An 18122-nucleotide genomic window follows, 5' to 3' on the forward strand; every position below is an offset into this window, starting at 1 on the left:
TTTGAGTGGGGCGACGACCTTAGCCGCGAGAAGTATAATTTATACTATATCCAACCACATGTCTGTCATTGCGCAGGAAATTCTACACACTGTTGCTATAACTGCCTCCCAGAATTATATTTGTGAGCATGGTTAGTATAATCTGGAAGATATTCCTGGAAGTAACAAAGTGTATGGAAAGAATGGTTCGTTGCAGGTATGGGAGACATCAAAAGTTCTTAATAGTAAGAACCAAAATCAACACACATGTCTGTAGTAACTGGTGAAAATGAGGTTGAGACAATGAATAAAGACCACTACGATGCCGAATTTAGCGCTCACCCGACGAATAATGAGCACAGTAGCGTAGACCGTCCTTCCAATGATATCATTGAAATGTGTCACACTACCTGTGCCCAGACGTGTGTCTGGACGTCCGTTTTTTAACCCGATAGTGAGTTATGGTGATATCAGAGTAGAGTCCGTGATTTGACATAGTTGCTAATTTTGTCGGGTACTTAGGGAAGATCGGTAGTGTTCGCCGTTCTTAACCAATGACTCAGTTTTTGATTCATTCACCCCAGTAACATGAATCTATGAACAACTTCGCTCCAAACACGTGGAGAAATGTGGTTCGGGCACGAATAGATGCGTATCCTATCACTCGATTTCCAATAGTGACACTAAGCAAATACATTAGGAATCCTTCGGCTCTCATCTCTTCCGATTTCTTTGTTCACTCTACAGCAGTAACAGCTCCCCATGGAGCTATAAGGAAAGGCAGGTGGTAGTGTATGGCCGAACCGTCGAAATTGACAAGCCGCCGGTGGCCGTTTGCTTGAATATAACGGTATTTACACGGTACTCGCGAACATTATACCCATGCTTTAGGAACGGACAACAAAAGAAAGACTCTGACGAACACTTGAGACTATCTGTAAGCAAAATCCGGCCGAGTGCAGCCAGCGCGGCTCCACGAAGCTCACTCAACTTGTGTCCGGCGATTGTACGTCTCATCATACACTGATTATCTTATCCAGGTATCATTTATGTGGTTCTCGGTGTGATCTTCAATCCTGTACTTGAAGTCGATTGGTTCGTCGTTGTTTCTCAGATTATACAGAGCTACCGTCACGATAGCCACGTCAACGAGTTTATTGTGCTACCCAAGTAGGTCTTGGAGCAGGCCGCTCGTACGTACAGGTTCCTCCGCTCACTAAATGTTACAGGGACACTTTTCGTGGGAGGTTGACTGTATCGCCGTCACGTGTTCCGCTAGATTACAGAAAAGAGACGCGACAAAACGTATCCAGCGCTCACGTGTGGAAACAGCGATCGGTATCCGCAAGAATCCTGGCCTCGGGCCGCGGGGACCCGAGATGCAGTGAGGGTTCAAGTACACGTCTCCCTTGCCTTATGACTCCACTCATTGACTCGTCAATCACCACTGGGAAAGTGGCGTTGCTATCCCCATCATCATGCTATGGGAACACTTCTGTACCACCGGCTTAGTATGACAACCCTATATATCATGCACCTAATATCAAAGAATTTAACTTATGGAGTTCGTACTAATATCCATGTCTGTTGCACTTCAACAGTCAGGAATAGAGGAGTCGAATAAGGATAGCTATGACACCAAATTTAATCAGACTATACAACTCCCTGAGATCAATGAGAAGGCAAACAACTGTGATCCAGCAGAACTGTGTGTCGCTACTTGCGGCGCTAGTTGTGTGGCAACGGCGTGTGGAATTTCCTGCGCAGTGACAGGCGTATAGCCGGATAGACAATAGATTATCATCAGTACTCATACTATATCCTCATTATTAACAGAGCCGTCTATTGCATTCTCTATGCAAGGTTTTTTATAATTAACCGGCTAATTGTCATTTGCATGTCTATAGTAGGCCATGCAGACGGTGTGGATGAGAGTCGTAAAAACGATCTCGACGAGGATTTTGAGCCTCCCTCCCCAATGGATCAAGATCGTCGTCCTGAGGAGATCAACGAACTCGGAGACTGCGGACTCACCTGCGGCCTCAGCTGTGGGGCTACGTCGGTCCTCTAAGACCTAGCTACTTGCAGGCGGTCCCCTCCCTCAAGGAGTATCACAGTCCGTGCAAACGGACAAGAAACGCAGTGGGGAGGGGATACAGCCGCAGTGTTTAGTTAAGCGTAAAAAGTGAGGCGGATTGATTTCTTGGTGTCTATCCAGAAATCAGCCGCCTCAGCGAATATAGAGTAGATTAATTTGGATTTTGTGGAGGGTGAACGTACACCCGAGTCGGCGATGGCGTTAGGTATTCAATCGCACGTTGCGGGACCGACGTTGTCGAATACCGTCGAATTACTCGAAGATTGGGGTGTCCAACGCAGCCGCAAAGCCGTCCACGATTGGGTTCAGAAGACCAATCTACAGCCAGAATCTGTGAAATCTTCCAATCAAATTGCTGGACGAAGCAGTGACTCGCATCAACGATCAGCAATTCCGGCTGTACGCCGCTGCCGATCCACAGTCACACGAACTGCTTCACGTCCGACTCTTTGGGACGACTACTACCCCCCTGCAGAAATTTCCCTACACTAACTTCGGCACAAACACGATGTTGAAACTGCCGTCTTTCTCGTCTACGACACTCAACACATCCAAACTGCACTGCAACGGACTGGACTCCGGTTTGGGATGAGTCACCACGGAAATCAGAACGCTGTCGAACGAATTTTTGAGAACCCGTTCGACCGCTGCGGTATGAACCGCTTCTCCCTGGATCTCCTCGGGACGTTCTTCTATCTCATCGACGCGCTCGTCAACGCGCTTGTCATCGTATTTGTCGATGAGAATCCCAATCTCGGAGGGCGATTCGTCCGTTACATCGGGTACGTCCAAGTCCATGTTGCTTCACTCCATCGTCATCGCGGACGGACACCCTCTGCCACCTATCAGCCCACGTATCATAAACCGGGACCCGTATGAACTCGTAATCTGAATCCTTGGTTACACGGGTGATCTCTCCGGAGTTAGGATCGTCCGTTGTGCGCTCTCTAGTGGTCACAGAGAGAGCAACCGTGCGCCCCAGCGGTGGGTCACGCGGGGCGCGTTTTCGTCGTACATCGGCGAATTTCCGCTTAGTCACACATCTATGCCTCAGTAGTTAGAACTACTAGACTGAACCAAGATCAGTACGTCACCGCACCACATAACACTCTCTTCTTCCGCCTGGTTGGGATCCGTAATGTGGAGACTGAAGAGTGCCGTCTGTACTAACGAACCTTGACAGAAATAAATGCGGCGTGACTACTATCACGTAGCTCTATTGATCACACTGGGAAGTCGAACTCCTCCAAGCAACTGAAGTCACGGTTTGGACTAACTAAATCAACACGGGATCGATTACATAATTGAGGCCATAATCCTTATCGTAGCAATTTCATTGCTGAGGATCGGGTGAACCGAGTGCATTCGACGCATATCACCACTAAAATCGTGTGTATGCGGAGAATTCGGAGAAGAAGCTGGCAGTCAGTAATCACGGATCTCGCCCTTGGAACTCCTACCTGTCTGTTATGTGAATGGTGCTTTATAGTATAAGTTCAAATATGCGTCACTTTAAATAACAAGTGTACAAGTATCATTCTGATTGTGTTACCAAGGAACCCACGCTAGGGATCGTACTGAAATCCTGGATCGAGAGCGACCCTTGACCACCGAATAATCGTACACAAAATATACGTATCCCTCAAGCATGTTCAAGATCTGAGTGCCTCCTTTCACTCGTCCACGTGGCTACGGATGTTCGTTGCCCATCCAAGGCTCGGTTCGGGCAGGCCACTCACATTTTGGCATCGTTCGGTTACTCTCTCAGGCTAACGAACCAGTCAAATCAATCATTGATTGCATCGCTGTCGACCTTCGGTAGTTCTACCCGCTCTGTCGGGGCTTCATCTACCGTCAATTAATAACCACCTCATTGGAACTAATAAACATCCGTCGCTTTGAATGGGAAAATAGACCGTTTTCAGGAGAGTCTACAGATGGTCAGTGGCGGCGTACAACTAGAATTGTTGGTCGTTGATCCGAATACTGTTTGATCAAGCGGGATTCGGCTCTTTTCGTGATTCTGGTTGTATGTCAGCTTTCTGTACGAAATTTTCTGGATCTCAAATTCGGCCAATAACTAGAACCATATCAAGTATATTGTGTATCGATATCAATATTTTAGATATAAATAAACCCCATATATCTGAAAAATCGTTTTGGATACCAATATGGCGACTAGAGTATTTTCTGTCGGATTTAGTACTATAATATGAATTCAACTGATCTCAGTGGCTGTTACCTACTAACCAGTTTGCCTGCCTCGCAAACGGGACGTTTTCAGACTCGCCGGCCGAATTCTTCGTAGTTGATATTTCGACGGGAGAACAGCAATAGCAAACGAAGGTCCCAGTCAATGAGACAAATCTGGTGGGGTCTGTAGCAGTCGACGACAACTATCTGTTCATTCGGCTGGAGATTCAGAGCCTTCGATCTGGCCGATGGCAGTGGAGTCTGGCACATGTAGCTGGATTCGCCGGCCGAGACTACGCTGACAGTCTTCGATGGGACGGTGTACGTCACCAACAGTGAAAGCACCCTATATGCAGTCAAGGCAACAAATGGAAGTGAGCTTTGGCGGGCTGACGTGGGCACTCCCGAAAGGGCACAGCAGTTGCCCTCACCAACGATGGAGTGTATGCCGGAACACAATCAGGCTGTACTCACTCACGAGGACTGGCGAAACACGCTGGCAGTTCGATATCACCAGTGCAACAACGCCGACGGTCGGCACAGACACTGTCTACGTTGGTGGATTCAGAAATCAAGTAGTTTTCGCTGTGAACCGTGAAGATGGCATGAACGCTGGCGATATAACACTGAGGAACACCAGTCTCCAGCAGCCGGCGTCGACGGTGAGGCGGTAGCACTCGTCTTGGTTCTCGACAGTCGTCATTAACGAGGTCATCCAGTGCGGCTTCGACATCCATCGGCGAGCGGTCAGAGTGTGCGACAGCCACTGTGAACAGCGACTGACGGCTTTAACAGCGCAAGACTATCGAAAACAAACGGCTCAGTTATTTCATCCCGTAGCCCATCTTCCGGAGTTCGTCTTCCACGGTCTTATCGGGCTCACCAGCCGCGAGGATGGCCGCCTCAAGAACGTCGATCTTATACACCGATTCGTTTTGGAAGGTCTCGTCCATCCGGTCGACCAACTCGTCAACGTGAGTTTGGGCAACATCTCGGAGGAAAATGTTCCCGTGGTCACGGTCGTCCTGCACACCGTCTCGACGGTACTTGTATGGGAGATTTGAGGTCGTGTCGGCGGTGTCAGTAGCTGACGAACCACTATCGGGGCCGGCGTGGGCCCTACCGGCATCCTGGGATTCGTCGGCCGTCTCGGTTTCTTCAGCGCTCTCATCATCGTCGAAATCGTCTTCGAACGGAGAGCCAGCGCCAGACTTCATGCATCAAACGCTCCCTCGATTTCCGCTGCGAGGTCGTCGTACTTTTCGAGGGTCGCGTGTTCGCGGTCAGGAACGCGTCGGACGCCCTTCTCGCCGTCCTTGTAGGCGTCTTTAACAACCTGATAGGCAGTCGCACGGGCGTCCCACATCTCCTGCATGAGCGACTCGCGTTTCCGGAACACGGCTGGCACGTCGTAGTCGACATCCTCTTCGAGCGTTGCGAGGTGTTGCTGTTGCCCGGTCGTGTCGCCGAACGCTACGGGTACGATCCCCAGAACGCCGACTTCGATGCCGAGGTTGTCCTCCAGACCGTCGACGAGCTGCTCTAGGCCGTCGATGCTGAGCGATCCCTTGCCCGACAGTTCGACCGGAATAAGGACCGTCTGCGTGACCATGACCGCGTTGTAGAGCCCCTGGCCTTCCGAGGCCTGCGGGTCGCAGATGATGACGTCGTAGTCCTCGTGGACGCCGTTCCGCCCGAGGAGCTGGTACAGTTGTTCCTCTTCGACCCACTCGACATCAGGATTCATCTGTTCCTCGGTCTCTTTGGCCCGCCGCATCGTCGTATCCAGCGACGAGAGCATGTTGTGGGCTGGAATCACGTCAAGGTTCTCGACGCCGGTATCCTCACGGATGAGGTCTTCGAACGGGCCCTTGCCACGACCGACCATGTGCCGGACGAGGTTATCCGCGCCGCCATCGTCGCGATCCTCGTCGACACCGAAGATGTAGGAAATAGACGCCTCCTGCGGGTCGAGGTCGATGACGAGCGTTTTCAATCCGTTTTGGGCGTGCGCGTGTGCGAGGTTCGCTGCTGTCGTCGTCTTGCCGACGCCGCCGGCCTCGCTATACGTCGTATACGCTAGCATATGTTATTACCACATGTTGTTACTACTAATAATTTACGTGTATTAGTAGCGTTTGTTATTAACGTATGTGGTGTACAGTAGTAATTATCATTAGTAGGGGATAGTAGTAATTATCATTAGTAGGGGATAGTAGTAATTATCATTAGTAGGGGATAGTAGTAATTATCATTAGTAGGGGATAGTAGTCATTGGAGTTAATAGCAACTAATAGTGCCAATCTGAAACGGAGGGTAGATACACATCGATAATGGGGTATTCGGGCTAACTAACACGACAGCTATTTTCCGGGCTGTGTTGGTTAGCATATGAGCCACAAAGAATACGCCCATCAAGCACCGTCGGCACTGGAGCAGTTCGACCTCGACGTGCTCAACCAAGAAGCTCGCGATGCCCACGACAGGCGATCACCGCCGTTGATGAGCTAGCCGTTGCGCTCACTGAGGACAGCGAGACCGACGACGCGGTGCCGTCGACGCGCCCGAGGAGTGGGGCGGGAAAGTAAATGAAGCGGCGGAGATTGCGCGCTCGAAGGGGACGCTGACGACGAAGATAATCGACGATTGGGAGTGCTACTATCTCCAGTGGCGCGAAGGTGAGACAATTGAGAGAGAGTCTACTACACCGTGCTGTCAAGCAGGGGCGCTTCTCCGGAGATATCCTGTCTATCTTTTTCAAAAATTCACTATGGAGATAGCTCACTAATCGGATCCAAGTGCTGGTCTTCCCATTCTCGATGGGCCTGAAGCTCTCGCACGCCACGCTTCGTCAATTGATATTCGTTCTCTCGCCCGTTCTTAGCCTTCTTTTTGATGAGTCCCTTTGCAACCAGATCATCCAGCTGCGGATAGACACGTCCGACTGTGATTTCTTCGGAGTAGTATTCCTGTAGTTCCGCAGTCAGTTCTGTCCCCATCGGACTGTCCATGCCCGCAAGAACGACCATCATATCGCGTTTGAAGCTATTCACGTCATACATACTGTCAATATAAATACCACTCTCGGGAGTCATAATCTTATCTGTTCGTACTTAGCAGAACTCCACTCAATGCCCTTCTCGGGCACTGTATTGTTACTTCACCTTATCTACAATGTTCATTTTATCTAGCCACCTCAGCCGGAGGCTCCAGACGATGTCCAATCCAACAGACGACGCCATTGCTGACCGAACTCGCAACCTACCAGAACCGAAAGCTTTTGCTCTGGCAGCTTGCAGCAGACGGGCGCACATTCTGTGGCATCCGGTTCATCGTTCAGGAGCGCGACCTGCAGGCCGCGCCCGTCGACGAACAAGTCCAAGCCTTCGTTGAGGATATGCTCTCGGACGGAGAGATCCGCCCAGAGTACGATTCAATGGCTGACTGGGAAGCCATGGAAGCGAACCACGGCGACACTGCCGACCAATACCTCTAGACCTGACGCCGCCTCAGTGCGATTTTGTGCGGCCTCACTGACTGGAGGCTTTCCAGTATGTTGCCTACAGCCGACCCACCGTTCGACCCGATCTTCGTCGAGGAAGCGCCGCTCAGTCCCAACTACAAAGAGACGATCATCGACAACGTCGGCTTGCCATTCTACGCCGACGTTGACCGTCCAGACGAAGCGCCTGCTGACGAGCGCGAGCGAACTATCGACCTCGCGGAACGAATCCTGCGCGCCGGCGGCGTCCGAACCGGCTTCGGTCATCACGAGGAAGTACGGGTCTCGATGGAGTCGTGGGCTCCCGATGCCGGTGAAAATTGCGAGGCTGGTCCCGGCCACTGGCGCTCGCACGTTCTCTTGATGTCTCCCAAGGAGATGAACTTCGGGCAGTTAACCGGCGAACCCGACGAAAAGCACAAGAAAGCCAAGACGGTGCTTGCCTGGGCCAGTGAGTGTATCGACAGCGACGCCCTTCAGGAGATCGAGCAGTCTCAAGCAGAGGATACCAAACAAGCGTGGCGGGATGCAGCAGAGGCCAAATTGACACAGCGTGAGATCGAGCAGTTTGCTGAGGACCCGCCGGACAAACTCGATGGCTGGACGAAACTTGACGCCGACCACGACACTATCAAAGTGGCCTACGTCGCTGACAACCATGGGACTCCATCGGTTGCAGCTGTCTTCGAGAGTACCGACGGCGAGTTGAAGACGCTTGAGTTCACGCTGGAGGACTGGAAAGAGAGTGACAGCAATCCTCGTGAGGCGAGGGTAGGCCGTAGTGTATTAGTCGACATTACACGCTGTGATCAAGAGAGCGACCCTGTGATTCACCGTGATTTCATCACAAACCACCAGCCAGTTGGGATTTTTCAGCGGTACTGAGCTAAAACCACAAGACATAAGTTTATTTTAGGGCAGCCTAAAATATGCAGAATGATGATGGCTTAGACTGCTGTCACCGTCGAAGGGATATTCTAAAAGCTGGCTGTAGTATCGTTAGCGCTGGGATAGTTGCCGGTTGTCTCGGCACTAGCAACGGCTCGTCGTCGGATGACACCACAGCTACGTCCCCGTCGGACGACCAATCAATGACAGAAGCCGACGACCCAACGCCGTACGAAGTGACGGTCAAACCAGCCGGCACATATACGTTCGAGTCAGTGCCCGAAACCTATGCAAGTTTTCCCGGGGCTTGGATGGATATCGCGATGGCATTGGGCATCAAGCCATCTGCGATGATGTCCCTTGAGGAAGAGCAACTGAAATACTACGATGCACTCCCTGACGTTGCTATTGATCTGGATTCTGTAGAGTCCCTTCTGGATTCCAGTGACTCAGAATTCGACAAGGAAGTGTTCTACGAGGTTGATGCTGATGTACACCTGATGGATCCGCGGATTCTCAAGCGGTACTCGGGATGGAATGATGAGGATCTCGAAGAGATAGAGCGCAACGTCGGTCCAATATTGGGATCAATGATCCGCTTTCCATACGAACGAGACCCGTACTATACACTGTATGATGCCGTCGAGAAGGCAGCAAAAATCTTCCAGCGGCAAGACCGGTACGATGCATGGATCGCTTTCAAAGAGGAGGTGTTTGCCGAGATACAGTCGCGACTTCCGGATGACAAACCGACCGTCGGCGCGTTCATCATAGACTTCGATATTGAAGGAAAAACGTTGCGGGCGGCGGAGATCGACGCATTCCGAAACGATACAAGAACCTTGCGTAAACTGGGCGTCAACAGTGCGTTCAAGGGAGATACCTACGTTCGGTACAAGGAGATCGGGTACGAAAAGCTCCTTGACGTTGACCCGGAATACATCGGACTGATCGATAATCTGACCACGGGGAATAACGAATCCTTCCAGCAAACGCTCCAGGCAGCCAAGAATCACGAAACGTTGAGTGAATTGACTGCAGTCCAAAACGAGAACTTCGTACGGTCGGCTGGGACAAACATGGGGCCGATCATTGACCTCTTCTCGGCGGAGGCGGTTGCGATGCAATTGTACCCAGATGAGTTTGGCGAGTGGCCTGGGTCTGTCGGCGACGTTCCCACTGAACACCAGTTATTCGACCGACAGCGGGTCGCTGACATTATCAATGGAAGGGTGTAAACTGGTGATAAGAAGTGGCCTGTGCCAATAGGCACCGTGAAATCTCTTCCTAGAGCATCATTTATTATATGGTCTGAGAAAAGAGAATATCCGGTGCACCTTACACAAACTCATTTTAGTTAGCTAAACCAAAATTGTTTTACTGGCTACCCCTCCGTATATCTCACATGATGTCGATATTTGTACAATATTTCCCGGTAAGCAGCCGCGTGGAATTAGATCCATCTATCTGTGTTGATGCTGTCCACATGCGGCTCAGAAGCAAGGTGACGGCCAGTGCCTAAACTCTGTTCGAGGCGGGAGCTCTTAGGCGGCACTTTGGCCGGTGCCGCTGGCCTGCTTGCAGGCTGTAGCAGCTCAGAGGCCGACGCCGACGACTCATTTACTGTTGCGTTGACGCGAGATCCAACACGGGAGAAATGGGATGTCTACAACGGTATCACACCCTACTACACGCATGTGTTTGAGCCGCTCGTTGACACCACGGCGGAGATGGAAACCGCACCGCTGCTTGCTACAGACTGGGAGGCCGTTGACGAGACGACGTGGGAGTTTTCATTACGCGACGATGTCACATTCCACAACGGAGCCTCGCTGACAGCAGACGCAGTTGTCCACTCCTTCAACCGGGTTTTTGAGCAGTGGGCGTGGGTCCCGGGCTGGATCGGTGTCACGTCTGACGGCGTCACGGCAGTAGATGACACCACTGTTCGGTTCGAGACAACGGAGCCCTTCCCCGCGTTTCCTGGTACAATATCACACCAGTACTTTGGCATTCAGCACCCTGATGAAAGCGAGACGCCGACTGGGACAGGCCCGTATCAGGTTGATGAGGTCAAGCCGGGACAGTCGATAAGGCTTACCCCGTTTGCTGGCTATCGGGACGACACGGCTAACCCCACAGAGCTCACTTTCGAGTGGATAAAAGACCCTAACACGCGCGTACTGTCTCTTGAAAAAGGTTCAGTTGATGTCGCACAGCAAATCCCGAAAAGTCGGGCTACGGCGCTTGCCGACGCGCCGGAGACAGCGGTCGACACGTATCTCACACCTGAAGCTGGTCTCGTTGCGGTGAATCTATATCGGTCCCCGACCGATGACGAGCAACTGCGAAAGGCACTCAACTGGGCTGTCGACCAGAGCCGGATCGTCGACAGCGTCCTCAACGGCATCGGTAAGCCAGCACGTGGGCCGATTTCGTCTACTATTCCGTGGTCAGTTCACGATGACCTCCCGACCTACGGACCAGACAGGGATCGGGCACGGGAGCTTGTTGCGGCATCCGGATACAACAACGAAACACTCTCGATTCTGATCAACAGCAAAAACACCGACGATAGAACGATCGCACAGACGCTCTCCGGGTGGTTCGAAGAGATAGGCGTCACAAGCGAGATTCGGCAGGTCGACCCAGCATCTTTCAACGACACGTTCACCGCCGGGGAAGCGAACCTGACGCTCGTCGGTTTCGGATCGAACAGCGCTGCCTGTGACTATCTTATTCGAGCAATGTTCCACTCAGAGGGCAGTGACAACCGGAAACGCTACCAGCAAAATGGCACCGGTATCTACAATCCTGGCCCCGAAGTCGACCGTCTCATCGAACAGGGATACCGGGCAGAAACGCTGGAAGCAAAACGAGACTACTACGCTGAAGTCCAGCGACGCGTGGTCGATACCGGAGCGGTCATTCCGCTGTACTACAACGAGTCCGTCTTCGGCCGGCAGGCGGATGTCGCCGGTATCGACGGCCATCCAGTAGACAACATGATCGAGTGGTCCGGGCTCACGCGAGAACAATGAACAGGAATAGCATGAGCGTGGGTTTCCTGCGTTCCAGCTCAGGTCTAGACTGGATTCACGATCTGGGGTCGACATACTCACCGCCAGCAGCCAGTGGACCAAGCCAGATGGTATTGACGAGCAATCGAGTGAGATGGAGAAAGTGTGTGATATCGTATGTATAAATTCACGCGACGACAGGCATTGTTTGGAGCCGCGGCCGGCATTTCCGGTCTCGGTGGGTATTGGCTACGAGGCAGCGAGAGCAAAGACGATGACACGTTCAGAGTTGGCTCACCCTGGACACCGGATTCGATAGACCCCGTGACAAACGGCTGGCTCTGGCGACGCATCAACGTGCTTGAGCCACTGCTTACCGTCGATTACGACGGGACCGTGTCACCGGGCCTGGCCACGGACTGGCACATGGTCAACAACAGGACATGGGAGTTCGCACTCCGTGAGGGAGTTACGTTCCACGACGGTACCGACGTGACCGCAGCAACTGTTCTCCCATCACTCACGCGAGCATTCGACTCAAGTTCGATGGCTGCAGTCCCGGTCGATGCAGTTGAAGCCACTGCTGACCGGACGATTACAATTCAGACAGCAGTTCCGTTCTCGCCACTACCAGCACACTGCACCCGTGGGATTACCTGCCCTGTTTCACCGGCCGCAATCGACGACGATGGATCAGTCAATGAGCCGATCGGTACTGGACCGTTTCAATTCGAAAACTGGGAGGCAGGCTCGACAATCACGGCAACCGCCAACCCGGACTACTACGGTTCGGGCGCGCACATTGACACACTCATCTATGAAGGGATCACTGACGACCAGACTCGGCGGCTGAAACTCGAAAACAGGGAACTGGACATGGCACGTATTCTGCCGAACAAGGCAGCGGATACGCTTGCATCCGATCCCGATCTCACTGCCCACACGTACAAGATCCCCCGAGCCCGATACCTCGTGTTCGACCTCGACTCGGCACCGTTTTCGGACAGAAAAGTTCGCAGAGCGGTGATGCATGCTATCGACCGGGACCACATCGTTGCGTCGCTGTTGAATGGGCTGGGGTCGAAAGCAGTTGGTCCGTTCCCGTCAGACGTAACGGAGTGGGCTGCAGAGCTCGAACCGTACGAACACTTGCCTGAGAAGGCACGGAGCCTTCTCGCTGAAGCGGGATGGGAAGCAGATGGAGACAGCCGTATCCGCGATGGCGAGGAACTGTCTGTCTCGATCTGGACGTACAACACCCGTCCATTACTGCCCACGATTGCCGAAGTGATACAGACACAGCTTCAGGCGGTTGGCTTCGATGTCGATATTTCGGTCATGGAGTCCTCGACAATCAAAGAGCAAGCGAAAAACGGGGAGTTCGACACCGTTCTATGGTCGAGTTCAGTGCTATGGTATCCCGACCCGGATCGACTGTCCGACTTCGTTCACTCGGAGACGGCGACGATGTTCAGTGGCTACGAGAACGAAACGGTCGATCAGCACCTCGAAGCAGCCAGACGGATAGCTGACCGTGACGAACGGTTCAAGCGATACGCAGCGGTCCAGCGGCGTATTCAACGCGACCTCCCGCTCGGCTGGCTCACCTACTACGCAAACGTCATCGGGACACGTGCCGACGTTGAGGGCTATCAGCCCCATCCTATCGAATCCTGTTACCATCTGGAGGATGTCACATAGCAGCGATGAACGGGCAGGAACTATGCAAGCGACTGCTGACGATGGCAATCGTTCTGCTTGGTGTGTCGCTTCTCACGTACGGACTGATCTTCATCACGCCGGGCGATCCGGCACGAACGATTCTGACCCAGCAGATGGGTGGACAGATCCCATCTCAGGAAGCGGTGGAGCAGTTCCGAGCTGAAAATGGGCTTGACGATCCATTCCTAGTTCAGTACGCCCACTGGATGGGGGACGTACTGCAGGGCGACCTCGGTCACTCGTACTACAACGACCGGTCTGTCTCCGAGATGATTATCCAGCGGTTGCCGAATACAATCGTACTCGCTGTTGCATCGATATTCGTCGCGCTTGTGATAGCTATCCCGGCCGGAATCGCCAGCGCGAGGAATCCGGGAAGTCAGGCTGACTACGCCGCACAGATCGGCTCGCTAATTGGGGTCTCGATGCCAAACTTCTGGCTTGGCTATCTGCTTATTATCGTCTGTTCGCTCCGACTCAACCTCTTTCCGGTGGCCGGCGCGGCTGGACTGGAACATCTGATTCTCCCCTCACTGACACTCGGCTCCGGAATGGCTGCGGTTATCGCACGACTGGTCCGAACAGCGATGCTCGATGTTCTGGACGATGCGTACATTCAGGCCGCCAGAGCGAAAGGGTTGCGAGAACGGATTATCATCTACAAACACGCGCTCCGGAACGCGCTTGTGCCCGTCGTGACGATTATTGGGTTACAGTTGAGTTACGTCCTCAACGGCGCAGTCGTCATCGAGGTGGTCTTTCAGCGTCCGGGGCTGGGGACGTTACTTGTTGATGCAATCTTTGCTCGTGACTACCCGGTCGTGCAGGGCGTGACACTGCTAATCGGCGTCATCTTTGTCCTGATGAACTTTGCCGTTGACCTGACGTACAGCCGACTTGACCCACGAATCGATCTCGGAGGTGACCCAACATGAGCGACCGCGCAGCCAACAGAAGAAAACGGCAGGCCGACAAGCGACAGGGGTGGACTGATGGACTCACAGCTGACCGCCTCGGACAATTTGGGATCGGAGTTGTGCTCACGTTACTCGTTCTTGCGGCGCTTGGACCAGTTGTTTCGCCCTACGATCCAGCCGAACAGGATCTTTCGAACAGGCTTGAGTCACCGTCGCTGTCCCATCCGTTCGGGACCGATCAGCTCGGTAGAGACGTACTGACCAGACTTCTTCACGGTGCGCGGTTCTCGCTCGGTATCGCCGTCGCTGTAACCACTGTGCGCCTTCTCGTGGGGACGGCAGTCGGTCTTGTCGCCGGCTACGCCGGTGGCTGGGTCGATGAGGCGTTGATGCGACTTGTCGATACGCTGCTTGCGTTCCCCGGAATCGTCCTTGCACTCGTCATCGCTGGGATTCTGGGACCGAGTCTGGTGAACGTGATGCTTGCACTGGCGGTCGTCGGGTGGGCATCGTACGCACGGTTAGTTCGGAGTAGCGTTCTCTCGCTTCGCGAACGCGAGTTTGTGACCACCGCACGATTACTCGGCCGGTCGCGGATGCATATCGCAACTCGCCACTTACTACCGAACGTCGTTGCACCAGTTGTCGTTCTGGCAACGCTCGACATCGGCAGCGTCATTCTTGGCACTGCGGGACTCTCATTCCTTGGGCTGGGCGCACAGCCACCCACACCTGAATGGGGGACGATGCTTGCATCCGGACGCAACTATCTCAGACAGGCATGGTGGCTTGTCAACGCTCCGGGCCTCTGTATCATGGTCACCGTGCTCGGCTTCAATCTTCTCGGAGACAGTCTTCGAGATATGCTTTCACCCACGCAAACAGCCCAGATGGAGGAACTATAACAATGAGCGAATCACTGCTTCGCGTCGAGAACCTGCATACTCGTTTCGACAGCGATCAAGGGACCGTTGACGCGGTCAACGGGGTGTCGTTCACTGTTGACCGCGCCGAAATTGTCGGCATACTGGGCGAAAGTGGTAGCGGCAAGTCCGCTACTGCCCAATCAATTTGCCGACTTGAGGCCCCCGGAAAAATCGTTGACGGATCGATTACCTTTGCTGGGAGAGAGCTGACAACTGCTTCTGAAGCGACACTGTGTCGACTACGTGGAAACAGTATCTCGATGGTTTTTCAGGACCCGACGGAAACGTTGAACCCGGTGTTTTCGGTCGGTGAACAGATCGCTGAATCGGTTCGAATACACGAATCGAGTGGGAAACAGCGTCTGCTAGATTTCCTCGGTGTATCACCGTTCCGGGATCGGTCAGCGTGGGAGAACGCACGCGAGCGCGCTATCGAATTGATGGAGCAAGTTGGCATCCCGAATCCGGATGCAAGCGTGTCGTCGTTCCCCCACGAGCTTTCCGGTGGGCTCCGGCAGCGAGCCGTTCTCGCAACTGCACTCGCAAGTGAGCCCGCGTTACTAATTGCCGACGAGCCGACAACAGCGCTTGACACGACTACACAGGCAGATATCCTCAGGCGATTGCGCTCGCTACGTGACGAGCAAAACACCAGCATTCTCCTGATTTCCCATGATATTGGCGTGATTGCACAGACCTGTGACCGCGTCGTGGTGCTGTATGACGGACAGGTAATGGAGGCTGGCCCGGTTGAGCGGATACTGACCGCACCGAAACACCCGTACACGAGAGCACTGCTTTCGTGTTCGGTCCGCAACAGCGACGCTGACGAGCGAGGGCACTCTGCCATGGCACGTCCACAGGACCACACCGGCAGTCACGAGGGCTGTCCGCTCGCCGACCACTGTCAGCACGTGACCGACGCGTGTCGTTCGGGTCCGATTCAAACAACGGAGGCCGCGTCGGATCACCGACTGGCCTGTGTGGAAGCGCCAGTCTCTGAAGCCCAGTCAGTGTCCGAACAGCAAGAGAGACCAGCAGCTGACGGAGGGCAACAGCATGACACAGCGTAGCCAGACTCCAGACGATGCACAGACCGGTGCTCCTGTGGTTGAAGTACAGAACGTCTCGAAAGCGTTCTCACCGAAGCGATCTATCCTCGACCGGTTGCGTGGCAGAGATCCATCGGCGAAAGCGGTCTGTGATGTGTCTCTGGCGGTCCAACATGGTGAAACGCTGGGGCTTGTTGGTGAGAGTGGCTGCGGGAAGTCAACGCTCGCGAAACTCACTACCGGGCAGCTCACCCCGGACGATGGCCAAGTTTGTCTCGATGGAACCCGTGTCGGTGACCTCTCAGAGCGTTCCACCGCACAACGGCGGCGAGTCGGCGTCGTGTTTCAACACGCCCGGGGGAGCTTTGATCCCCGGTGGCCTGTCGGCCGGTCAATTGCTGAAGCCACTGGCGATGCAACCACGGCGTCGATACATGGAACTGGGCCTGACGACGTTGCTGAGCTCTTGTGTAGCGTCGACCTCACTCCAGAAATCGCTGATCGGTATCCGAGAGAACTCTCTGGTGGACAGATACAACGCGTCGCTCTTGCCCGGGCTATCGCGCACGACCCTGACGTAATCGTCCTCGATGAGCCGGTTTCCGGACTCGATATGGCAACACAGGCGAGAGTGCTGTCACTTCTTGCGGACGTACAACAGCAGTTTGGTGTCGGCTACCTGTTTATTTCCCATGACCTCGATGTCGTCAGGTTCCTTGCCGACAGGGTCGCGGTAATGTATGCTGGCGAGATCGTCGAATTCGGGCAAGCAAACAAACTGTTCCAGTCCCCTAACCATCCATATACTGAAGCATTAATTCGTGCGATTCCAAGTGATGACCCACGAGACACCCCACCAATGCCGCTTCGCGGTGCTCCTCCTGACCCAGCAGACCGACCAGAAGGATGTCCGTTCCACCCACGTTGTCCAGCTGTGACACAATCGTGTGAGGAACAACATCCTTCACTCGAAGCGGTTCAGAACACACGTGTCCGGTGTCCTCATGCTCCAGAAGCAACGGGCGAAGCAGACACAGACGACAACGAGAATGTACTGGACCGAGACTTGGATTCAAATCCCGGCCGAAGCTGAGCTGTATGCACTGGGTATGGGACTCGAATTAGGGGTGGGCGTTCCATCGTCAGTAAGCGTGGCTATACGGTCTCCACATGGACCCTCATCTGGGTCGTATACGCCCCAGTTGGGTACTTTCTCCGGGTCGGCTTCACGAATAGCGTGGAGAGGCCCTTTGCTATTGCATCCCTAAACCATATCCATACGCTTGGTTGAGCGTCACCTCGACATCATATAGACCTTTGTCACGCCGCTGCTCTTACACCCCACACTCCGACCGCGACTACGTGCCGGGGCCTGTTAGAAAGGCCCACGATGGCGTGAGTATGTATTCGTAGTTGACGAGCGACTGATGCGTAAATCCTCTTGGACCTCCAAATGGGTGGCTCGCTAACCAACATACGGTGGTAGCAGCGGCATAGTGTTGGTTAGTTAGAAGCTGTTATGATCAACTATTCTCTCGTCTATATCCGTCAGTACGGGGAAAGCACTTACCGGAGTTACCGGAGAGGTTAGTCGTGAAGCGACGGGAGCTACTTCATGTTACTGCGGGTGGGGGAATCGGTCTACTAGCGGGCTGTTCCTCTACTGGTAGTAAGGGGTATGCGACGATGCAGAAACTCAGCTTCGTAAACACAGGATCTACTACAGTCCCAGTGGAATTACGGATAGAACGCACTGATACTGATGAAGTAGTTCATACGGAGACTCGTGAACTCACAGTAGACCCTGATTGGATTATCATCGATT

12 protein-coding genes and 1 pseudogene are annotated in these 18122 nt (G+C 53.5%); 10 read left to right on the forward strand and 3 right to left on the reverse strand.

All coding sequences use genetic code 11. From position 1 onward, the window contains the following. Positions 1 to 2199 precede the first annotated feature (2199 nt). Positions 2200 to 2707 (forward strand): annotated as a pseudogene (locus tag C443_RS20605) (IS6 family transposase); the annotation flags it as partial. Positions 2708 to 5094: 2387 nt separating this feature from the next. Here the strand turns inward: C443_RS20605 and C443_RS00665 are convergent. From C443_RS00665 to C443_RS00675, 3 genes are all read right to left on the reverse strand, one after another. Then, positions 5095 to 5487 carry a hypothetical protein gene (locus tag C443_RS00665; RefSeq protein WP_005532818.1) on the reverse strand — a complete coding sequence of 131 codons (393 nt, stop codon included), beginning with the start codon at positions 5485 to 5487 and terminating at the stop codon, positions 5095 to 5097. Further along, positions 5484 to 6356: a ParA family protein gene (locus C443_RS00670; RefSeq protein ID WP_005532820.1), complete on the reverse strand. Its 873-nt coding sequence runs from the start codon at positions 6354 to 6356 to the stop codon at positions 5484 to 5486. Before C443_RS00670 ends, C443_RS00665 begins: the two co-directional genes overlap by 4 nt. 682 nt (positions 6357 to 7038) lie before the next feature. Beyond that, positions 7039 to 7365: a helix-turn-helix transcriptional regulator gene (locus C443_RS00675; RefSeq protein WP_005532821.1), complete on the reverse strand. Its 327-nt coding sequence runs from the start codon at positions 7363 to 7365 to the stop codon at positions 7039 to 7041. Positions 7366 to 7511: 146 nt separating this feature from the next. Between C443_RS00675 and C443_RS00680 the strand changes: the two genes are divergently transcribed. From C443_RS00680 to C443_RS20615, 9 genes are all read left to right on the forward strand, one after another. Beyond that, a complete protein-coding gene (locus C443_RS00680) occupies positions 7512 to 7766 on the forward strand; it encodes a hypothetical protein (RefSeq protein WP_005532823.1) in 255 nt (84 codons plus the stop codon). Between the two features lie 57 nt (positions 7767 to 7823). Further along, positions 7824 to 8657 (forward strand): hypothetical protein, encoded by an 834-nt coding sequence (locus tag C443_RS00685; RefSeq protein ID WP_005532825.1) that lies wholly within the window; start codon positions 7824 to 7826, stop codon positions 8655 to 8657. 44 nt (positions 8658 to 8701) lie between these two features. Then, a complete protein-coding gene (locus C443_RS00690) occupies positions 8702 to 9898 on the forward strand; it encodes an ABC transporter substrate-binding protein (RefSeq protein WP_049943795.1) in 1197 nt (398 codons plus the stop codon). Positions 9899 to 10216: 318 nt separating this feature from the next. Beyond that, entirely contained in the window at positions 10217 to 11701 is a 1485-nt protein-coding gene (locus C443_RS00695; RefSeq protein WP_005532829.1) for an ABC transporter substrate-binding protein, read from the forward strand. A 156-nt stretch (positions 11702 to 11857) separates the two neighbouring features. Next, positions 11858 to 13381 carry an ABC transporter substrate-binding protein gene (locus tag C443_RS00700; protein WP_005532831.1) on the forward strand — a complete coding sequence of 508 codons (1524 nt, stop codon included), beginning with the start codon at positions 11858 to 11860 and terminating at the stop codon, positions 13379 to 13381. A gap of 5 nt (positions 13382 to 13386) precedes the next feature. Then, a complete protein-coding gene (gene nikB / locus C443_RS00705) occupies positions 13387 to 14337 on the forward strand; it encodes a nickel ABC transporter permease (RefSeq protein ID WP_005532833.1) in 951 nt (316 codons plus the stop codon). Continuing rightward, entirely contained in the window at positions 14334 to 15224 is an 891-nt protein-coding gene (gene nikC / locus C443_RS00710; RefSeq protein ID WP_005532835.1) for a nickel transporter permease, read from the forward strand. The genes nikB and nikC overlap by 4 nt, the downstream gene beginning before the upstream one ends. Positions 15225 to 15226: 2 nt before the next feature. Then, positions 15227 to 16318 carry an ABC transporter ATP-binding protein gene (locus tag C443_RS00715; RefSeq protein WP_005532836.1) on the forward strand — a complete coding sequence of 364 codons (1092 nt, stop codon included), beginning with the start codon at positions 15227 to 15229 and terminating at the stop codon, positions 16316 to 16318. Continuing rightward, positions 16305 to 17390 (forward strand): oligopeptide/dipeptide ABC transporter ATP-binding protein, encoded by a 1086-nt coding sequence (locus tag C443_RS20615; RefSeq protein WP_080505421.1) that lies wholly within the window; start codon positions 16305 to 16307, stop codon positions 17388 to 17390. Before C443_RS00715 ends, C443_RS20615 begins: the two co-directional genes overlap by 14 nt. Positions 17391 to 18122 lie beyond the last annotated feature (732 nt).

It is taken from the genome of Haloarcula argentinensis DSM 12282, from assembly GCA_000336895.1.
In the GTDB taxonomy this organism is placed as follows: domain Archaea; phylum Halobacteriota; class Halobacteria; order Halobacteriales; family Haloarculaceae; genus Haloarcula; species Haloarcula argentinensis.

Excerpts from the sequence above, each read along its gene's own strand:
- C443_RS00665 (WP_005532818.1), bottom strand. The coding sequence starts at position 5,487 with ATGAAGTCTGGCGCTGGCTCTCCGTTCGAAGACGATTTCGACGATGAT.
- C443_RS00670 (WP_005532820.1), bottom strand. The coding sequence starts at position 6,356 with ATGCTAGCGTATACGACGTATAGCGAGGCCGGCGGCGTCGGCAAGACG.
- C443_RS00675 (WP_005532821.1), bottom strand. The coding sequence starts at position 7,365 with ATGACTCCCGAGAGTGGTATTTATATTGACAGTATGTATGACGTGAAT.
- C443_RS00685 (WP_005532825.1), top strand. The coding sequence starts at position 7,824 with ATGTTGCCTACAGCCGACCCACCGTTCGACCCGATCTTCGTCGAGGAA.
- C443_RS00690 (WP_049943795.1), top strand. The coding sequence starts at position 8,702 with ATGCAGAATGATGATGGCTTAGACTGCTGTCACCGTCGAAGGGATATT.
- C443_RS00700 (WP_005532831.1), top strand. The coding sequence starts at position 11,858 with ATGTATAAATTCACGCGACGACAGGCATTGTTTGGAGCCGCGGCCGGC.
- nikB (WP_005532833.1), top strand. The coding sequence starts at position 13,387 with ATGAACGGGCAGGAACTATGCAAGCGACTGCTGACGATGGCAATCGTT.
- nikC (WP_005532835.1), top strand. The coding sequence starts at position 14,334 with ATGAGCGACCGCGCAGCCAACAGAAGAAAACGGCAGGCCGACAAGCGA.
- C443_RS00715 (WP_005532836.1), top strand. The coding sequence starts at position 15,227 with ATGAGCGAATCACTGCTTCGCGTCGAGAACCTGCATACTCGTTTCGAC.
- C443_RS20615 (WP_080505421.1), top strand. The coding sequence starts at position 16,305 with ATGACACAGCGTAGCCAGACTCCAGACGATGCACAGACCGGTGCTCCT.